Genomic DNA, 16,762 nt, shown 5'->3' on the forward strand with positions numbered 1-16,762 from the left:
TTTTACTGGATATGAAATTATTAGCGGTTTGGTAATTTCATTAGAGGCATCGTAGCAATATTATCCAAATTTATGGATTGCAATAAACTTTGCCAATCTTTTTCAATATATGCATCATTAGAATTAGAAATCCGTATTTGGGCTAGCATATTTAAAGCGTCAAACCAAATCCCTTTTTCAGCATAGATTATAATCTTCTGTCGAGGCTCATTTGCGGCTTCTAATTGTTGGATAACACGAGAATCTAAATTAATTCTTTTAATGTCGCCTTCTACATATACAGGAATGCTCGCTGTCTCTTGGTTACAACGTACTTTTAAATACCAGCGATATGTCTTATCTACTTCTAATGAAGCAGTACTAGGGAGAGAAATACCAATGATACTTGGCTTTGAAGGTAGGGCGATCGCATTTCTATAAACATCATTTTCGGCACTATCCTGTAAACTAAATTCAGCGCTTGAGTTAGATAAATCTTGAGTGTAGGGGATGTAAAACCAAAACGTAGGCCGTTCTAAAGTGGTTAGTCCCTCTACAGTCCCAATAATTGACTTGTTTATCTGTTTGCCAACCTTTTGTTCCTCTTGAAATGGTACTAAGGCAGTGAGCGGGATTGAAACCGCAGGGCAATTATCTCGACTACCCATTCCTGCTCTACGCCCAGATACAGGACTTAATGGAGCAGGTGCTTTTGGCAAAATAAAAACTGGTCGAGAAGTAGGTTGTTGAGGTGAAGCAGGTGTTTTAACTGGTTGTGCAGGCTGTTTATTAGTAGCTGATTGTTTAGTTTGATCTATTACTTGTGCTGAATATTGGGTAGTGCTGCTCAAAATCAGAGCAGTTGTTAAGATCCATTTCATTGACTTAACAGATACGATTTTTGCTTGTTGCTATCGTCATCATAAAGGTTGTAGGTATATTTAGCTATCTTTTATAACTGATTCCAATTGTTGAGACAGCGAATGTGTGTCTCTAAATGTTGAGGTAGGCAAGTACACTGTAAATTGAGTACCTCTGCCTATTTGACTATAAACATTTACAAAACCACCGTGATTTTTAATAATACCCAACGCCGTAGAAAGTCCTAAACCTGTACCTTTGCTTACCTCTTTGGTGGTGAAAAATGGTTCAAAAATCCGTTGCTGGACTTCTGACGACATCCCCATACCAGTATCCGTCACCACGATCGCAATATAAGAACCAACTTTCGCATCTATATTTATCTGGGCAGAATGTTCGCCAATCACTAGATTTTCCGCCGCAATTCTTAAAATGCCGCCATTGGGCATAGCGTCGCGGGCGTTGATTACCAAGTTTATCAATACCTGATGTAGTTGAGTTATGTCTCCACGAACGTACCAGAGATTTTTGGGTATATCTATCTGGCAACTAATGGATTTGGGGAATATTTGAGCGATAATTTGCTCAATCTCTGCCATCAAAGGCTGAATTTCTACAATTGTCCGTTTGCTTTCAATACCCCGTGCAAAAGATAACACTTGTTTAAGCAAATTAGCGCCGCGTTTGACATTATTTTCTAAAGTTTGCAGTATTTGCTGACTCTGCGAATCGGGCAATTTCTTCTGCAACAGTTGAACTGACATTAAAATTGGCGATAGTATGTTGTTGAGGTCGTGAGCGATACCGCCAGCTAGAGTGCCAATACTCTCCAAACGTTGCGATCGCAGAAGTTGAGCTTCTAGTTGTTTCTGTTGCGTAATCTCAGTGTTCACACTCAAAATAGATTTGGGTTGTTCATTATCATCTCGGATTAGTGTCCACCGACTTTCAACGATAATTACTTTGCCTTCCCTTGTCAGTTGATGCAACTCACCCCGCCACTCACCTGTATTCATCACCCTCAAGTAAGCATCTTTTAGCTGTGGTGAAATCTCTTTATATAAAAGTTGTAAAACATTCTTCCCCACAACTTCCTCAGCTTTCCAGCCATACAGACGTTCAGCACCTTTATTCCAAAATAAGATTTGATGGTGGATATTTCGCACCATAATTGCATCAGTTGATACATCCAACAGCAACCCTTGTTCGCGAATTTTCTGTTCTGCCTGTTTTTGCTGGGTTATATCTCGCGTCAGTGCCAAATGGATAAACGTGCCATCAGATTCGTTACGTAGTGGTACCGCATGAGTTTCTATGTAGCGGCGAGTGCCTTTAAATCCCACGATTTCAAACTCCAAAGTCCCCTTGTTACCTTGGCAGACACTTTCATGCAAGTCGGCAAAGGCTGCTTTATACTCTGGCGCAACTACAGCATCAACTGGTTTACCAATCAAGATATCAGCACTTTCCACTTCCATCATTGCCAGCCCTTCTGCATTAATTTCTAAAAGGGTGCCATCTCTGGCAATTAGCTGGATGCATTCTGGTTCTGCATCTATCATGGCTCGTAAACGATTTTCGCTTTGGCGTAGGGCCAGTTCTGTCTGCTGAAGTTGCCTGATATAACGCCACAACAAATCATACAGCAACGCCACCAGCACCAAATCCACAATCGCAGCGATAAAAAATGTCACTATCGCCTTTTGGGAATTCGCTTGTGACTGCTGCATTTCCTGCTGTAATAAATTTTTCTCGGCTTTCAAAGAGTCGTTAATCAGTTGGTGAATCTCTTTACCAATTTGTTTGTCATTATTAGATAATATTTGCTGCCGAGCTGCTTCTAATCCCTGGTTTTTTCTGAGGTAAATTTCTTGTTGTAAAATGTTGAGCCTGTTGTTAATTTTCGGCTCTAGTAAAGCAATCCACTGCTGCTTTTGCCGATTATTGGCTGTTAAATTTTTGAGAGTCTGAATATTGCTATTTGTTTGTTGAGCAGCTGCAAGATAAGTTTGTAAATCAGCCATATCTGCTGTAATTAAATAACTCCGTTGTGCAGTTTCAGTATCTTTGAGTGTAGATTGGATACTTTCAATTTGGGTAATAACTTTATAGGAGTATGTTAGCCATTGCTGATTGTGAATCAGCTTCACAGTGTTGCTATACGAAACTACAGCATTAGTAAATACAACTGTCAATGCTAGGACGAATATTGCTTTCAGCTTTTGGACTCGATACCATTTTTTGCTCATGCGATCGCCCTTTATGCCGCAGATACCTTTCATCAGTTAAGATTAATTATTAAAAACAAATACTGAGAATTTTTAAGAATTTTGATAACACTGGTAGCAAAATACAATCTCTTAAAGTTGTAAATATCTGGATTTTTTGGGCTGATGATTTATACATAATAGTTACAAATAAATCCGCTAGTTTTTAATATAAATTCATTTTTACAGTAATGTGGGCAATGCAGTTTAGATAGAATATAGCCATTTCCAATCTGGTGAGCTACAGGTATGCAAGGCAATAATACCAAAAATAACTAATGACCAAACCACCACGTTGCATTGTCTGCAAGACAACTTTTTTACAGGGTCATAGTTTTTACACTGTACTCTGTGTTGAGTGTGGAAATCTTAACTTCAGCAAGCGTCAACAAACTGCTGATTTACGGGGTATAACTGCCATTGTCACAGGAGCCAGGGTAAAGATTGGTCATGGGGTAGCATTGAGACTGTTGCGAGATGGTGCGACTGTGATAGCAACAAGCCGTTTTCCTCATGATGCGGCAAAAAGGTACGCAACAGAGCCAGATTTTCTAGAATGGCAACATCGTTTGCAAATTTACGGACTCGATTTGCGCCATCTCCACAGTGTTGAGCAATTTACCCAACACGTTTGCAAGTTTTATCCGCGACTCGACATTATTATCAATAATGCAGCACAAACAGTGCGTCATCCGCCTGCGTTTTATCGTCATTTAATTGAGTTTGAATCACTACCTTTCGGGGAACTACCGCCAGAAATACAGGGGTTAGTAAGCCATGATCGTGCGGTGAACGCTGAAAATCCGGCACTATTAAGTAGTACAGAAGAAGAACAAGCCACATTTACCGAAAATTCTGCTTTCCTCTCGCAAATTCCTTTGATTCCCGAAGACAGCGTAGATAATTTAGCTTTTTTCCCTTTAGAAGGGTATAGCGATGATGGACAACAACTTGACTTGCGTCCCTTTAATAGCTGGCTGATGAAGGATGATGAAGTCAGTATTTTAGAATTATTGGAAGTGCATATAATTAATGCGATCGCTCCATTTGTCATTAACAGTAGACTCAAGCAATTAATGAGCAACTCCAAAGAAACTAATAAATACATTATTAATGTTTCTTCAATGGAGGGGCGATTTAACGATGTTGACAAACCCTGGCGACATCCCCACACCAATATGGCAAAGGCTGCTCTCAATCAAATGACCCGTACCTGTGCCAAAGAATACGCCAAACATCGTATTTTTATGAATGCAGTAGATCCTGGATGGATTAGCTTCCAACACCCCTATCATCAAGCAAAATCTATGCAAGAACGTGGCGTTTATCCTCCCTTTGATATCAATGATGCGGCTGCACGCATTTGTGACCCAATTTATCTAGGAATTAACCAAGGTAAAACACCTTTTGCTAAATTATTTAAAGACTATACAGAAACAGATTGGTAATTTCTGGCAGCGTAGCTTAGTGGTAAAGCGTCCGCCTCTTCAAGCGGAAGACAGCCGTTCGATTCGGTTCGCTGCCCCAGCAACGTAGTTCAAACATTAGAATTCCTTGGAGCACACCAGGAGATACGGGTGCAATTCCCGTCGTTGCTAATCAAAAATTTAAAATTGGTATGATCCCGCAAAACCCATCCGCTTCAAGATATTCCGATCGATTGACAACCAAAGTTTTTTGAGAATGTCTTTAAGGATGTTTGAAAAGTCCTCTTATCGGTAGCAAAACGTTATATATATCCCTAAGTACCCCGATAAATTGGGGTATTTTGATTATTGACATGATTCACGCGATGTGTTAATAATTATAGTTTGTGGAAACTTTACTTCTTAATATAAGCTCTTGGCTAACGTCATTGTCATAGGTGCCCAATGGGGCGATGAAGGAAAAGGTAAAATAACTGACTTACTCAGCCGTTCCGCAGATGTTGTGGTGCGTTACCAAGGGGGTGTCAATGCTGGACACACGATTGTAGTTAAAGGTCAGACCTTTAAACTGCACTTGATTCCCTCTGGGATTTTGTATCCAAATACCGATTGCATTATCGGCTGTGGAACAGTGATCGATCCACAGATTTTGATCGCAGAACTCGACCAACTAAAAGAATTAAATATTTCCACTGACCACCTGCTGATATCTGAGACAGCCCACGTAACGATGCCTTATCATCGATTGATCGATCAGGCATCTGAAGAACGACGGGGAAGCTATAAGATCGGCACAACAGGTCGGGGCATTGGGCCGACTTATGCTGACAAATCTGAACGTACAGGCATTCGGGTTTTAGACTTGATGAACCCTGATGGGCTGCGCGAGCAGCTGGAGTGGACGATTAATTATAAAAACGTCATTTTAGAAAAGCTTTACAACTTGCCACCTCTAGATCCACAAGAGGTGATTGAACAGTATTTGGGTTATGCAGAACGCTTGCGGCCTTACGTTATTGATACATCGTTAAAAATATACGATGCAATTCAGCGACGGCGCAATATTTTGTTTGAAGGCGCACAAGGTACGCTCCTAGACTTAGATCATGGAACTTATCCTTATGTCACTTCCTCTAACCCGGTGGCGGGTGGGGCTTGCGTTGGTGCAGGGGTAGGGCCGACAATGATTGACCGGGTAATTGGGGTGTCAAAAGCCTATACAACCCGTGTCGGAGAGGGGCCATTTCCCACGGAATTAGATGGAGAGTTGGGAGAGTTGCTGTGCGATCGCGGAGCCGAATTTGGCACAACCACCGGACGCAAACGGCGCTGTGGCTGGTTTGATGCTGTCATCGGTCGCTATGCCGTGCGGATTAACGGCATGGATTGTATGGCGCTCACCAAACTGGATGTTCTCGATGAATTAGAGTCAATCCAAGTTTGTGTCGCTTATGACATAGATGGCCAACGCAGCGAACACTTCCCCACAAGTTCTCGTCAATTTGCTAGATGTCGCCCCATCTACAAAACCTTGCCAGGGTGGAAAGTGTCAACAACTCACTGCCGCACCCTAGAAGACTTGCCACAAGCAGCATTGGATTATCTCAAATTCTTAGCCGAATTGATGGAAGTTCCGATCGCGATCGTCTCATTAGGAGCGAGCCGCGATCAAACCATAATCGTAGAAGACCCCATCCACGGTCCCAAACGCGCTTTATTGCACCCTGACGGTACACCTGCTACCCTACTTAGTGCGTAAATTTAGTCATTAGTCATTTGTCATTGGTCATTAGCAAATGACTAATGACAACTGACAAAGGACAACTGACAACTGACAAAGGACAACTTTTATGGCTATTACAGTCGAATCTCAAAAACGTCCAGAAGGCAGCAAGCCAAGAGCTTTGCGCCGTGCTGGATTGATACCTGCCAATTTGTATGGTCATAAGGGTACAGAATCCATTTCTTTGACCATTGAGGCTAAAACTGTTGAGCGTTTGCTCAAAAGAGCTTCTGTCAACAATACCTTGATTGAGTTGAATGTTGCTGATGCACCTTGGCGCGGCAAAACCTTGCTGCGGGAACTTCAGATCCATCCAGCCAAAGGTACGCCTTACCACCTCAGCTTTTTCGCGGTTGCTGGCCACGGTGACACCACTGTAGAAGTACGTCTGCGTTTTGTGGGAACTGCTGTTGGTGTTAAACAAGAGGGTGGCGTGTTAGACACCGTAATTACTGAATTGCAAGTTAGTTGTGCGCCAGAAAACATCCCAGATGTCATCGAAATCGATGTCTCTAACCTGCAAATTGGAGACAGCTTGAGTATTAGTGATATACCCTTTCCTGAAGGTGTTACACCTCTAGCTGAATCAGAGCGACTTGTTGTGAGCGTTTTGCCACCACAAATTAGCGCTGAAGATGCTGGGACTGAAACTGAAACTGAAGCGGCTTCTTAAGCTAGGTAAACTGTGTAATAATTTTTGATGATATCCAGGGGGTAACTCCTGGTTTTTTTGTATTTAAACCGCAAAGACGCAGAGAGCGCAAAGGACAGAGATGACAGAAGCGACTCTTCCAGCTTTAATTCAGCAAATGTTGCAGCCTGGATTTTATCCCCATACGGTAACAGAACCTATTCAACTAATTCAAACCCACGCTTCTTATCTGCTGTTAACTGGGGATTACGCTTATAAGCTGAAAAAACCTGTGAATTTTGGCTTTTTGGACTTTTCTACCTTAGATAAGCGGCAGCATTTTTGTCAGGAAGAGTTACGCCTAAATCAGCGCGGTGCTGGTGAACTGTATTTAGAAGTTTTGCCCATAACTTTGGTAGGGGAACAATACCAGTTAGCGGGAACAACCGAGGCTGTAGAATATGTGCTGAAAATGCGCCAGTTTCCTCAAGAGTCGCTATTAAGTAGACTTTTTGAAGAAGATAAGTTAAATGAGACACGCCTAGATGAGTTGGGACGGGTGGTGGCTCAATACCATGCCGAAGCACAGACGAATGATTACATTCGCACTTTTGGTGAAATGCCAAACGTTCGGGCTGCATTTGATGAGAATTATCAGCAAACTCAGAAGTATATTGGTGGCCCCCAGACTCAAGAGCAATTTACAGAAACAAAGCAATATACAGATAACTTTTTTGCCAAACGTCCAGAATTATTTGCTAGCAGAATTCACAACGATTATATTCGTGAATGTCACGGAGACTTACACCTGAGAAATATTGCCCTGTGGCACGATAAAATCTTGTTGTTCGATTGCATTGAATTTAATGAGTCGTTTCGCTTTGTCGATGTGATGTACGATGTGGCGTTTACGGTGATGGATTTGGAAGCGCGGCAGCGTAAAGACTTGAGTAATGCGTTTTTGAATGCCTATATAGAGCAAACTGGAGACTGGGAAGGTTTACAGGTTCTGCCTTTGTATTTAAGTCGTCAGGCTTATGTCCGGGCGAAGGTGACATCATTTTTGCTCGATGATTCGAGTGTACCCGCGACGGTGAAGGAAGAAGCGAGAAAAACCGCCACTGACTATTACAAACAGGCTTGGGAATATACTAAACCAAAGCTGGGACAACTAATTTTGATGTCGGGGTTGTCGGGTTCTGGTAAAAGTACCACAGCAAGGTCTTTAGCCCGCAAACAGGGAGCGATTCACCTGCGTTCTGATGCAGTGCGGAAGCATTTAGGGGGAATTCCGTTGTGGGAACGGGGTGGCGATGATTTGTATACACCGGAGATGACCGAAAAAACTTACACACGGCTGTTGGAATTGGGAATTATCCTGGCTAAACAAGGTTTTTCGGTGATTTTGGATGCCAAGTATGATAAACAACAATTGCGGCAAGAAGCGATCGCACAAGCTACAAAACATCAACTTCCTCTTCAGATTATCCAATGCACAGCACCCCTGGAAGTTCTAAAGGAGCGTTTGAACAATCGCACTGGTGATATTGCTGATGCCACCGCCGATTTATTAGCCTCACAAATCAAACAAGCTGAACCTTTCACTGAAGAGGAACAACCTTATGTAAAGATTTGGGATACAACTCAACCACAACAGGCACAATTAAAATAATTCGTACCTCGGCTTCTCTACGAGACGCTACGCGAACGCTCGGCAACCTAATTCTTAAGTCGTAATTCGTAATTGAGTTGAAAATTACGAATTACGAATTACGAATTAGTCATTAGTGAAATAAGTTTTTTATTTTATGGCAGACAAAAAGAACGACTTTTTCAGTATTTCTCCCAGCTTCTTTTCTCAACTATTATTTGGGGCATTTTTAACATTTATATTAATAATGACCGGCTCCGCACCGGCCCTAAGCATCTTTTTAGGAATCATGGGCGGTTTCATCTTAAGCTGGATCACAAATTTAACCGATAATAGCCCCCAAGCTCCATCTGTCGCCTCATCTGATGGTGTCGATACAGGATTGAAATACTGGTTATTTTTCATGCTGGGTTTTGTATATTTAGGCTATCCAGCACCCATGAGTATCTTGCTAGGTGGATTAGGTGCTTTAGCTGGAGGCTGGATTACTGCTTGGTGGGGAAGTAAGGAAGAAACTAGAACTCAGTTGCAAGTTGAAGAATCAGAAGAGACTGAAGTTGAACCAACGAATGAAAGGATCAACAAACGGCAAATCAGAAAAGCCGGTCGCCGTTACCGTCGCGCTCCTGGAAGTAGTTTCAATTTCAAGTTTTGGGAAAGGTAGTAATTTGGGAATAGCGCACAAGAAGCAGAGGTGCGGAGGGGCAGAGGGGCAGAGGGGAAAGACTTACTGCTACTTCTCCTCTGCTCCCCTGCTCCCCTTGCTCCCCTGCTCCTTGCTTCCCTGCCCCATGCCCTAATAATATGTTTTTATATTTATCCAAATTACTGCCATTATTTTTTTATCCACTAGGATTAGCCTGTGTAAGCTTGGTAGTAGCATTAGTGACTTTGTGGAGACGACCGCGGACTGCTGCGATCGCAATTGCTTTTTCCCTAACTTTATTGCTATTTTGTAGCAATGCTTGGATCGCTAAATCATTAGTGCAATCGCTAGAATGGCAAAATATTCCACCCGCCCAAATATCTAATGCAGAAGCGATTGTGGTTTTGGGTGGCGCAACAAAATCAGCTTTTCCTCCCAGACCTACCGTCGATTTAAGTGAAGCAGGCGATCGCGTCATCTACGCCGCTCAACTCTATCGCCAGAAAAAAGCGCCTATAATCATTCTGAGCGGCGGACGCATTGATTGGCGTGGAAGTGGTTCGCCAGAATCAGCAGATATGGCCACAATACTTACATCTATTGGTATTCCATCTGAGGCGATTGTCCAAGAACCTGACTCACTCAATACTTATCAAAATGCTGTAAATATCCGCAAAATCTTGTTATCTCGTGGGATAAATCAAGTATTATTAGTAACTTCGGCAATGCACATGCCGCGATCGCTTCAGATTTTCCAGCGTCAAGGAATCAATGCTATTCCTGCACCCACTGACTTTCTAGTTAGTGAGGGTGAATTGCAAGAACTCGGTAGTACTCCCAAAGCCGCTATACTGAATTTATTACCCGATCCTGATAACTTACACCAATTTACCACCGCTTTAAAAGAATATATTGGTTCTTTCGTTTATCGCTTACGCGGTTGGCTTTAATTAACTTTATGTCAAAAAATTTACCTTATATTATTCCAGTTGCTCAACCCCAAGTTGAGGAAGCTTTTGCCTCTTACCAAACAACTCATCAGTTTTACCACGAAGTTCGGTCACGGTCAGAGTTTCAGCGTTATTGTGATTGGTATTATACAACAGCAGAACAAAACCGCCAAGACCTTAAAAGAATGCGCGGCGAACTGAATATTTTTCAGTGGTTTCGCCGCAGATAAGTCCTTTAGATGACTTCTAACTCATTTTCACGTAAGTGGGCTTTAAACTTTTTACTAAACTGGACTACAATCGGCAGATTAGCGCTTACTGGTCTGTCTCGCCATTGGGTGGCAATGGCTACTACATCGCCTTCTGTACCTTTGATGTCAAAAGGCTGATTCCGATGTTCAGGATGATGATACACCACTACCGAATCTTTAACGCGGATGCGATCGCCAACTTTCATAACAACATTTACACCTAGCATTTTCTTTTCCACAAGTATCTGCTACAAAATATATGATTAAATCGCTTAGAATTTGATTTAATCAGCTATTTCTTGACGCTTCATCGGGGTGCAACGGCTTAACCCTCTGCGTCCAGGCACGTCTTAGCAATCCGCGCGTACTTTTTTCAGTTTTTTGCCACGTTAATAAGTATCGCCCATAGCCTTTCTCTTTAACCCAAAAGCAGGGAAATGAAAGAAAATTAGGCGATATCGGATGTGCTTAGTACTTTGACAAGATATCCAACCCTTTTATCTTGACTCTAGGATGTTCCCCAGGTCAACTCTCTCACGAATGTTTCGTCTATGGCAGATGCTTGGTTATTGCGATCGCTTGTTTGTTTTGTATGCAATAGAATTTGACCTCTCTCCAAACCTCTCTCCTCTTAGGAGAGAGGCTTTGAATCTTACTCCCCTTCCAGCAACAAAAGTTTTTCCGCTTCCCTCTCCTCGTAGGAGAGGGTTAGGGAGAGGTAGGGAAGGGGTTGGGGGTTAGGTCTTTATTCGACTCAATACCGAAGCGCTATAGAGTCTAACCAAAATTTACTTGCTTGCTTAAAAAATCTCGAAAGCTGGAATGATAAAGACTGTAGCGGATTTCTCCATCAATTTCCTGGAGTGTTAAAAACTCACGCCAATTTTCCAGAACTTCTTCAACATCGTATTCATCAGCATCAATTGTACTAGCAATGCTTTCTGCTGATACGACTGATGAAACTTGCACTAACACACTCAGTACAGATGATTTAAATTCCTTCTCTTGGCTTGAGGAATTAGGGGGAATCATCTTGTGCTTATGCTGTTGATAATACGCCTCTAATCCAGGGGGAAGTCCATCAAACTTCTCAGAGGTAGCAGGTAATATCTGACTGAGATGGTCACTGAGCTTCTTGTACTGAGCGCAGTCGAAGTATGCCGAAGTGTACATGAAATTGTTTTCGCTTTTGGCGGTTAGCTCTGCTGTGAGTTCTTCGTCATTGTTGACATATTGTCGAATGTATGATTGGATATCTTCGTGGTTTTGTTGTGGATATGCTGCTAAGTCAAGAATTTGAAAAGGTGTTTCTATCAACAAACCGGATTGTTTTCGCAGGTATGGGCGGCGGGTAAGAAGGAAATAAACGCCACGCGGCAGATATCTGGGAAGATAAAAGAGATTTGAGCCTTTTGTTTGGTCGGTGTGGTTAACAGCATCTAAGGCATCGATAGCAATAATAAACTTTTGCTGGGGTTCTAGTTTATCGCTGACTTGCTGAAGCAGGGAATGTAGAGACGTAAAATTTTCTGTCTCAATTTGTGTGGAGATAGTAGCAATAAAATCCTCAGCGCGATTTTTGTCTGGGAGTTGGGCGTTGTAATAGAGAACTTGGGGATTTTCTGTGACGTATTTGGCGAGGATGGCACTTTTGCCGCTACCGGGTGCGCCAATTATGGTAAAGTAACCGCGATCGCAACGCTGGAGAAAGTTGGATATTGCGGTGAAGACGAAGGCGCGACCAACAAAGTTTTGACTTTTTTCGAGAATGACTTGTTGAAATTCTGTTGGGTAGGAGGGGGAATTGATTGGCGTTGGGGGTCGAGGTGAAGTGTTCATACTTTTTAAACATTCTCCAACCGCAAAAAATACACGGTAAAACCCCACCTATCCCAATTTTTCAACATGAATTTTTTTGCCTTCTGAATTAAATTTTAGTTTTTTTAATAAAAATCAATAAATGAAGCAAACAGTTAACTTTTTTGTACCTTAAAGTCTTTAATTTTGAATTTTGAATTGTTAACTGGCATCTAAATCTATTAACATTAATTAGAACATTCTCGACTCAATAGTAATTGCCCATTATTCAGCCGATATAGACCAGTCGGTTCGATAATCGGATCGCCTTTCTTCCAAGGACGGGATGTAGTTTCGACACCTCTAACCTCTCCAGTTGTGTAGGTAGAAACCGAAACACCAGGACGATTAGGACTCAAAGCACCAGACCCTGTAATAGTAAAAGAGTTTTCTTGTCGCTTGGTGCCGCGTGAAATGCAACTATTGGCGATGAGTGCGTTAGTGTCAATAACTGGGAATAATTCGGTGAAGCTGTTTTGGATGGAACTGGTATCGGGTGCGTTAATGCTAATCGTACCTGCAATGCCTTGTTCAGAACTTGCAGTAATATCACTTTTCTCGGTTGGCTTTGGACGTGCTTCGATACCGAAGACACCTTGCGATTTAATTTCGACGTTTCCACCAGTTCCTGTGAAAGCATTGGCTATGATGTCGCTGCCTTCTTTAGGGATAGCGACAATAAATCTTGAATTGATATTGATGTTACCACTATCGCCACCGGATTGCGCTGTACCTGCGCTGGTCGAAATTCCGCTACCGCGACGCAATAGTAAAAGCTTATCGACATTTAAATTGATATTTCCACCATCACCAGAGTAGGTTATTGCTGCAATAAATCCTGGGTTATCAAGTGTTGTAGAACCAGAATTAATATTAATATCTCCGGCTTTCCCTTGCCCGAAGCTGCTGGTACTTAGTCTCCCACCATTGCTCAAATACAAAGAATCTGTTGTCAGGTTAATGTTACCTCCATTGCCCACAGCTGTTGAAGTGGCTGTACTAGAAATATTGCTAAAAGAACCTCTGGCGTTAACACCGTCAATTAAAATGCGATCGCGTGCATCAATGGTGATATTCCCTCCATTTCCTTGTCCACCTGTTTCTCCAGAAATCATTGCACCGTTGGTAAGGAAAAGTGACCCTGTTGTAATTTTGATGTCACCTGCTTTACCTTTACCACTCAGCAAAGAACTAAATAAACCGCTATTGAAATCAACAATTTCGCCACCACTCAAAGTTACACCCTTTGAGACACCATCAATTATGACAGTATCACGAGCATTAATGATGATATTTCCACCATTACCTTTTCCTTCGAGAAAGGGAGAAAATACACTTCCACCATTTGTTAAAGACAATGATCCTGTTTCAATTTGAATATTTCCGGCATTACCATTGTATGCTGTTGTATAAAGACCACTAGGTAAACCTTTACCGCCAATTCCATCAAAATTAATAGTATTGCCAACATTAAGAAAGATATTACCTCCACTTCCTTCTCCGGCGTTGTCAGCATTTAGTTGCCCACCATCTTTTAGTAGTAAATTACTTGCAGTGATGCGAATATCACCAGCTTTACCTATCGCGTTAGTAACACCATAAGTTGATACTTCACTGTTCGATTGTACTATGCCTCCACTCGATTTTAGTATGTCTGCAAAACCTGAAAAAGTCACATTATCACGGGTATTAATAGTGATATTTCCGGCATTTCCGACTCCAGCAGTAAAGCTAGATATAGTGCCACCATTAGTAACCAAAAGCGATCCAGTTGTAATTTGAATGTTTCCTCCGTCACCTACCCCCTGATTCCCGACACCACTGATACTAAAACTATTAGTATCAAAGGTTATATTATCAAAAGCATTAATGCTGATATTCCCAGCGTTTCCTTTTCCATTGGTACTGCTACTAATAAATGCTCCATTGATAGCTTTTAGTGTACCTGTTGTGATTTGAATATTGCCTGCGTTACCTTCAGCAGTCTGTTGCACATTATTAATAATCCGGCTAAAAAAATCACGGTTTCTACCATCTAACGAAATATTATTACGAGCATTAATGATAATATTACCAGAATTACCTTTTCCTCTAGTGCTACCTTGAATTTCCGAACCATCATTTATTTCCAAGGAATTAGTATTAATAGTAACGTTCCCGCCATTACCAATTGCACCCTTATCTACGTCGGAATAAATTCCATTGCTTTCCCCTGGTCTTGAGTTACGAAAACTAATATTACCTTGGACGTTAATATTTACATTACCTGCATTTCCTCGTCCTCCTGGTTGCCGATCATCATTACCTTCAACCCTCGATTGAATCTCCGAGCTATCTGTCAAAGAAAGCGAACCCGCAGTAATGTTAATTTCACCACCATTACCCACACCCCCAGTTCCAATGCTGCTAGCTATAAAGCCCCTCGTAAGTTCAACCGCATCTGATGTTTGAATCGATATATTACCAGCATTACCCTGTCCTAAAATAAAAGTACTAAGGGAAGCTTCATTACTTAGTGTTAAAGAGCTAGATTTGATGTTGATATTACCAGCATTACCTATTGCTTCTGTAGATACAGTGCTAACAATTCCACTATTTAAATTATCTTTTTGACTTGTAACAGTAACAGCACCTTGAGCATTGATATTTATATTACCAGCATTGCCTTGTCCCAAAATGCCAGCATCGAGCAGTCCACTATTTAACGTCAATATTCCAGTCGCAATATTGATATCGCCAGCATTACCAAATGCTCTTTCTTGCACTAGATTACCAATGAAACTTTTATCTGTTAACGTTGTCTCTGCGGTGGCATTAATAGTAATATCTCCACTTTACTATTTAGAGTACCTAAACCTGTATCTATTCCCGCTCTTAATTTACTTTTCCCAGCTAAATTTACATTTCGAGCTTGAATTTTGATATTCCCGCCATTGTCACCGCGAACATTAACTTCTGCGCCATTACTCAGCGAAACATCAGCACGTTCTACATTTTCAGGGATAACTAAACCCAGATTATCACCTGCAATATTCAATCCCACATTTCCTGGTGCAGCCAAACCTGCTAACTCAATATTCCCTCCATAAGCGCGAATATTCCCACCATCAAAATTGATATTTCCACCAGCAAGCAGCAAACTTTTACCATCAGCAACTCGCAAACCCGTAACATCTTCACCAATGAGATTAGTACCTGCGGGTGCTTGGGATTGATTGATAATTCCCCCATAAGCTTGAATTTGATTAAACAGCAATATCGAAGGGTTAATAGTCAACAATGGCGCTGCTTGGGGATTTGTCGCACTAAAAACCCCTTGATTACTAAACTGCACACCGTTTGCAGTTGTCCCCACAAATGAACCCTGCACATCTAAACTGGCATTTTTCCCAAACACAATCCCATTAGGATTTATCAAAAATAAATTTGGACTAGAATTACCGGATGTTGCCAGTTTTCCCAAAATTTCTGAAGGGTTCTTACCTGTCACTCGTGCCAGAATATTTTGAATATCTGCGCTAGGAGTGACAAAATAAGCCCCACGTCCCTCACTGATATTAAATTCTCCAAAGCTGTGAAAAAGATTGATTTGACGAATTGCACCACCTGTAATTGCTTCAATCCGTTGTCCTTGATAGTTGCCAATAACTTGAGAGGACTCAGCCCCAAGCGTGTTATCAGGTACAATATTACTTTGCTGTGCCTGGGTTTCGCTAGTGAAAATACTGAAACTTAAGCAGCCCAGCAAACCTGCCAATCCGAACTGCAAACACCTGTTTAATCCGTATTTGATCGTCATTGGGTGCTATTCATATAGATTATTTGAGTATCTAATAAAACAGCACCTTTGGATGATAGACAAGCGAATATTCGTTAATTATGCAGTTTTCTGCAATGGTGCGATCCTCTTCCTGCATTCTCCAGGTATGAAAACTGCACGTAAACAAGCAGAAAAGGTGGATGTGTAGTATGAGTATGTCAGATATTGTGTAACTCATCGGCAACAGTAATATTATTGACCGCGTACCAATGAGGCGATGGAAAATTTATCCGAATACCTTTGCCTTAAATGGATAGGTGTAACACTTAGTAAAGCACGGCGGCAATAAACATACCCTTCGGGTTCACCAGTCGCCTGCGGAGGGAAACCCTCCCGCAGCGCTGCTTCACCATTTCAAATGGCGCAAGAAGCTCGGAATGCGGAATGCAATTATGCGTGACTTCCGCTTTGCGGTACTAGTTGCTGAAGATAACATGAATTCCCAAAAGACTCATGTAATAAAGTCTTCACTTTAGGTTGTCATGTTCTCAAATCCTGGAATTGAATTGCAGGTAATTTGCTGCTGGAATCCAGACAAAAAATTACATCTGCTGAGTTTAACTTAACCAACATCAACAACAAAAGGAGTCAAAAATGACTGTCTACGATAATATCGGTGTTCTGCCTGCTACCCCTGTT

At 41.7% G+C, this 16,762-nt stretch carries 13 protein-coding genes and 1 tRNA gene; 8 read left to right on the forward strand and 6 right to left on the reverse strand.

The window, feature by feature from the left end; translation table 11 throughout:
- Window positions 1–20 precede the first annotated feature (20 nt).
- A complete protein-coding gene (locus tag V7K84_RS08795; RefSeq protein ID WP_334837407.1) occupies window positions 21–860 on the reverse strand; it encodes a DUF928 domain-containing protein in 840 nt (279 codons plus the stop codon).
- Window positions 861–920: 60 nt separating this feature from the next.
- Entirely contained in the window at window positions 921–3,122 is a 2,202-nt protein-coding gene (locus V7K84_RS08800) for a PAS domain S-box protein (protein WP_334837408.1), read from the reverse strand.
- A gap of 263 nt (window positions 3,123–3,385) precedes the next feature.
- On the opposite strand from V7K84_RS08800, the gene V7K84_RS08805 reads away from it, so the two are divergent.
- The 8 genes from V7K84_RS08805 to V7K84_RS08840 all read left to right on the forward strand — a co-directional run bounded on the left by V7K84_RS08805 (window position 3,386) and on the right by V7K84_RS08840 (window position 10,425).
- A complete protein-coding gene (locus tag V7K84_RS08805) occupies window positions 3,386–4,555 on the forward strand; it encodes an SDR family NAD(P)-dependent oxidoreductase (protein ID WP_334837409.1) in 1,170 nt (389 codons plus the stop codon).
- 5 nt (window positions 4,556–4,560) lie between these two features.
- Window positions 4,561–4,632, forward strand: a tRNA-Lys gene (locus V7K84_RS08810).
- Window positions 4,633–4,949: 317 nt separating this feature from the next.
- Entirely contained in the window at window positions 4,950–6,293 is a 1,344-nt protein-coding gene (locus V7K84_RS08815) for an adenylosuccinate synthase (RefSeq protein ID WP_334837410.1), read from the forward strand.
- A 91-nt stretch (window positions 6,294–6,384) separates the two neighbouring features.
- Window positions 6,385–6,990, forward strand: coding sequence for a 50S ribosomal protein L25/general stress protein Ctc (locus tag V7K84_RS08820; RefSeq protein WP_334837411.1), 606 nt, complete (start codon window positions 6,385–6,387; stop codon window positions 6,988–6,990).
- A gap of 100 nt (window positions 6,991–7,090) precedes the next feature.
- Window positions 7,091–8,620 (forward strand): bifunctional aminoglycoside phosphotransferase/ATP-binding protein, encoded by a 1,530-nt coding sequence (locus V7K84_RS08825; RefSeq protein WP_334837412.1) that lies wholly within the window; start codon window positions 7,091–7,093, stop codon window positions 8,618–8,620.
- 136 nt (window positions 8,621–8,756) lie between these two features.
- Entirely contained in the window at window positions 8,757–9,263 is a 507-nt protein-coding gene (locus V7K84_RS08830) for a hypothetical protein (protein WP_334837413.1), read from the forward strand.
- Between the two features lie 140 nt (window positions 9,264–9,403).
- Window positions 9,404–10,195, forward strand: a complete 792-nt coding sequence (locus V7K84_RS08835; RefSeq protein WP_334837414.1) for a YdcF family protein — start codon at window positions 9,404–9,406, stop codon at window positions 10,193–10,195.
- An 8-nt stretch (window positions 10,196–10,203) separates the two neighbouring features.
- A complete protein-coding gene (locus V7K84_RS08840; protein ID WP_334837415.1) occupies window positions 10,204–10,425 on the forward strand; it encodes a hypothetical protein in 222 nt (73 codons plus the stop codon).
- A 5-nt stretch (window positions 10,426–10,430) separates the two neighbouring features.
- Here the strand turns inward: V7K84_RS08840 and V7K84_RS08845 are convergent, their stop codons facing one another.
- The 4 genes from V7K84_RS08845 to V7K84_RS08860 form a co-directional block, all read right to left on the reverse strand.
- On the reverse strand, window positions 10,431–10,652 hold the full coding sequence (locus V7K84_RS08845; protein ID WP_292778837.1) for a ferredoxin-thioredoxin reductase variable chain: 222 nt from the start codon (window positions 10,650–10,652) through the stop codon (window positions 10,431–10,433).
- A gap of 571 nt (window positions 10,653–11,223) precedes the next feature.
- Window positions 11,224–12,285 (reverse strand): AAA family ATPase, encoded by a 1,062-nt coding sequence (locus tag V7K84_RS08850; RefSeq protein ID WP_334837416.1) that lies wholly within the window; start codon window positions 12,283–12,285, stop codon window positions 11,224–11,226.
- A 206-nt stretch (window positions 12,286–12,491) separates the two neighbouring features.
- Window positions 12,492–15,068 (reverse strand): beta strand repeat-containing protein, encoded by a 2,577-nt coding sequence (locus tag V7K84_RS08855; RefSeq protein ID WP_334837417.1) that lies wholly within the window; start codon window positions 15,066–15,068, stop codon window positions 12,492–12,494.
- 26 nt (window positions 15,069–15,094) lie between these two features.
- Entirely contained in the window at window positions 15,095–16,102 is a 1,008-nt protein-coding gene (locus V7K84_RS08860) for a filamentous hemagglutinin N-terminal domain-containing protein (protein ID WP_334837418.1), read from the reverse strand.
- Window positions 16,103–16,762 lie beyond the last annotated feature (660 nt).

Origin of the sequence: Nostoc sp. (genome assembly GCF_036917315.1) — a bacterium.
Classification (GTDB): domain Bacteria; phylum Cyanobacteriota; class Cyanobacteriia; order Cyanobacteriales; family Nostocaceae; genus Nostoc.

Excerpts from the sequence above, each read along its gene's own strand:
- V7K84_RS08825 (WP_334837412.1), top strand. The coding sequence starts at position 7,091 with ATGACAGAAGCGACTCTTCCAGCTTTAATTCAGCAAATGTTGCAGCCT.
- V7K84_RS08840 (WP_334837415.1), top strand. The coding sequence starts at position 10,204 with ATGTCAAAAAATTTACCTTATATTATTCCAGTTGCTCAACCCCAAGTT.
- V7K84_RS08830 (WP_334837413.1), top strand. The coding sequence starts at position 8,757 with ATGGCAGACAAAAAGAACGACTTTTTCAGTATTTCTCCCAGCTTCTTT.
- V7K84_RS08835 (WP_334837414.1), top strand. The coding sequence starts at position 9,404 with ATGTTTTTATATTTATCCAAATTACTGCCATTATTTTTTTATCCACTA.
- V7K84_RS08800 (WP_334837408.1), bottom strand. The coding sequence starts at position 3,122 with ATGAAAGGTATCTGCGGCATAAAGGGCGATCGCATGAGCAAAAAATGG.
- V7K84_RS08860 (WP_334837418.1), bottom strand. The coding sequence starts at position 16,102 with ATGACGATCAAATACGGATTAAACAGGTGTTTGCAGTTCGGATTGGCA.
- V7K84_RS08820 (WP_334837411.1), top strand. The coding sequence starts at position 6,385 with ATGGCTATTACAGTCGAATCTCAAAAACGTCCAGAAGGCAGCAAGCCA.
- V7K84_RS08805 (WP_334837409.1), top strand. The coding sequence starts at position 3,386 with ATGACCAAACCACCACGTTGCATTGTCTGCAAGACAACTTTTTTACAG.
- V7K84_RS08795 (WP_334837407.1), bottom strand. The coding sequence starts at position 860 with ATGAAATGGATCTTAACAACTGCTCTGATTTTGAGCAGCACTACCCAA.
- V7K84_RS08845 (WP_292778837.1), bottom strand. The coding sequence starts at position 10,652 with ATGAAAGTTGGCGATCGCATCCGCGTTAAAGATTCGGTAGTGGTGTAT.
- V7K84_RS08850 (WP_334837416.1), bottom strand. The coding sequence starts at position 12,285 with ATGAACACTTCACCTCGACCCCCAACGCCAATCAATTCCCCCTCCTAC.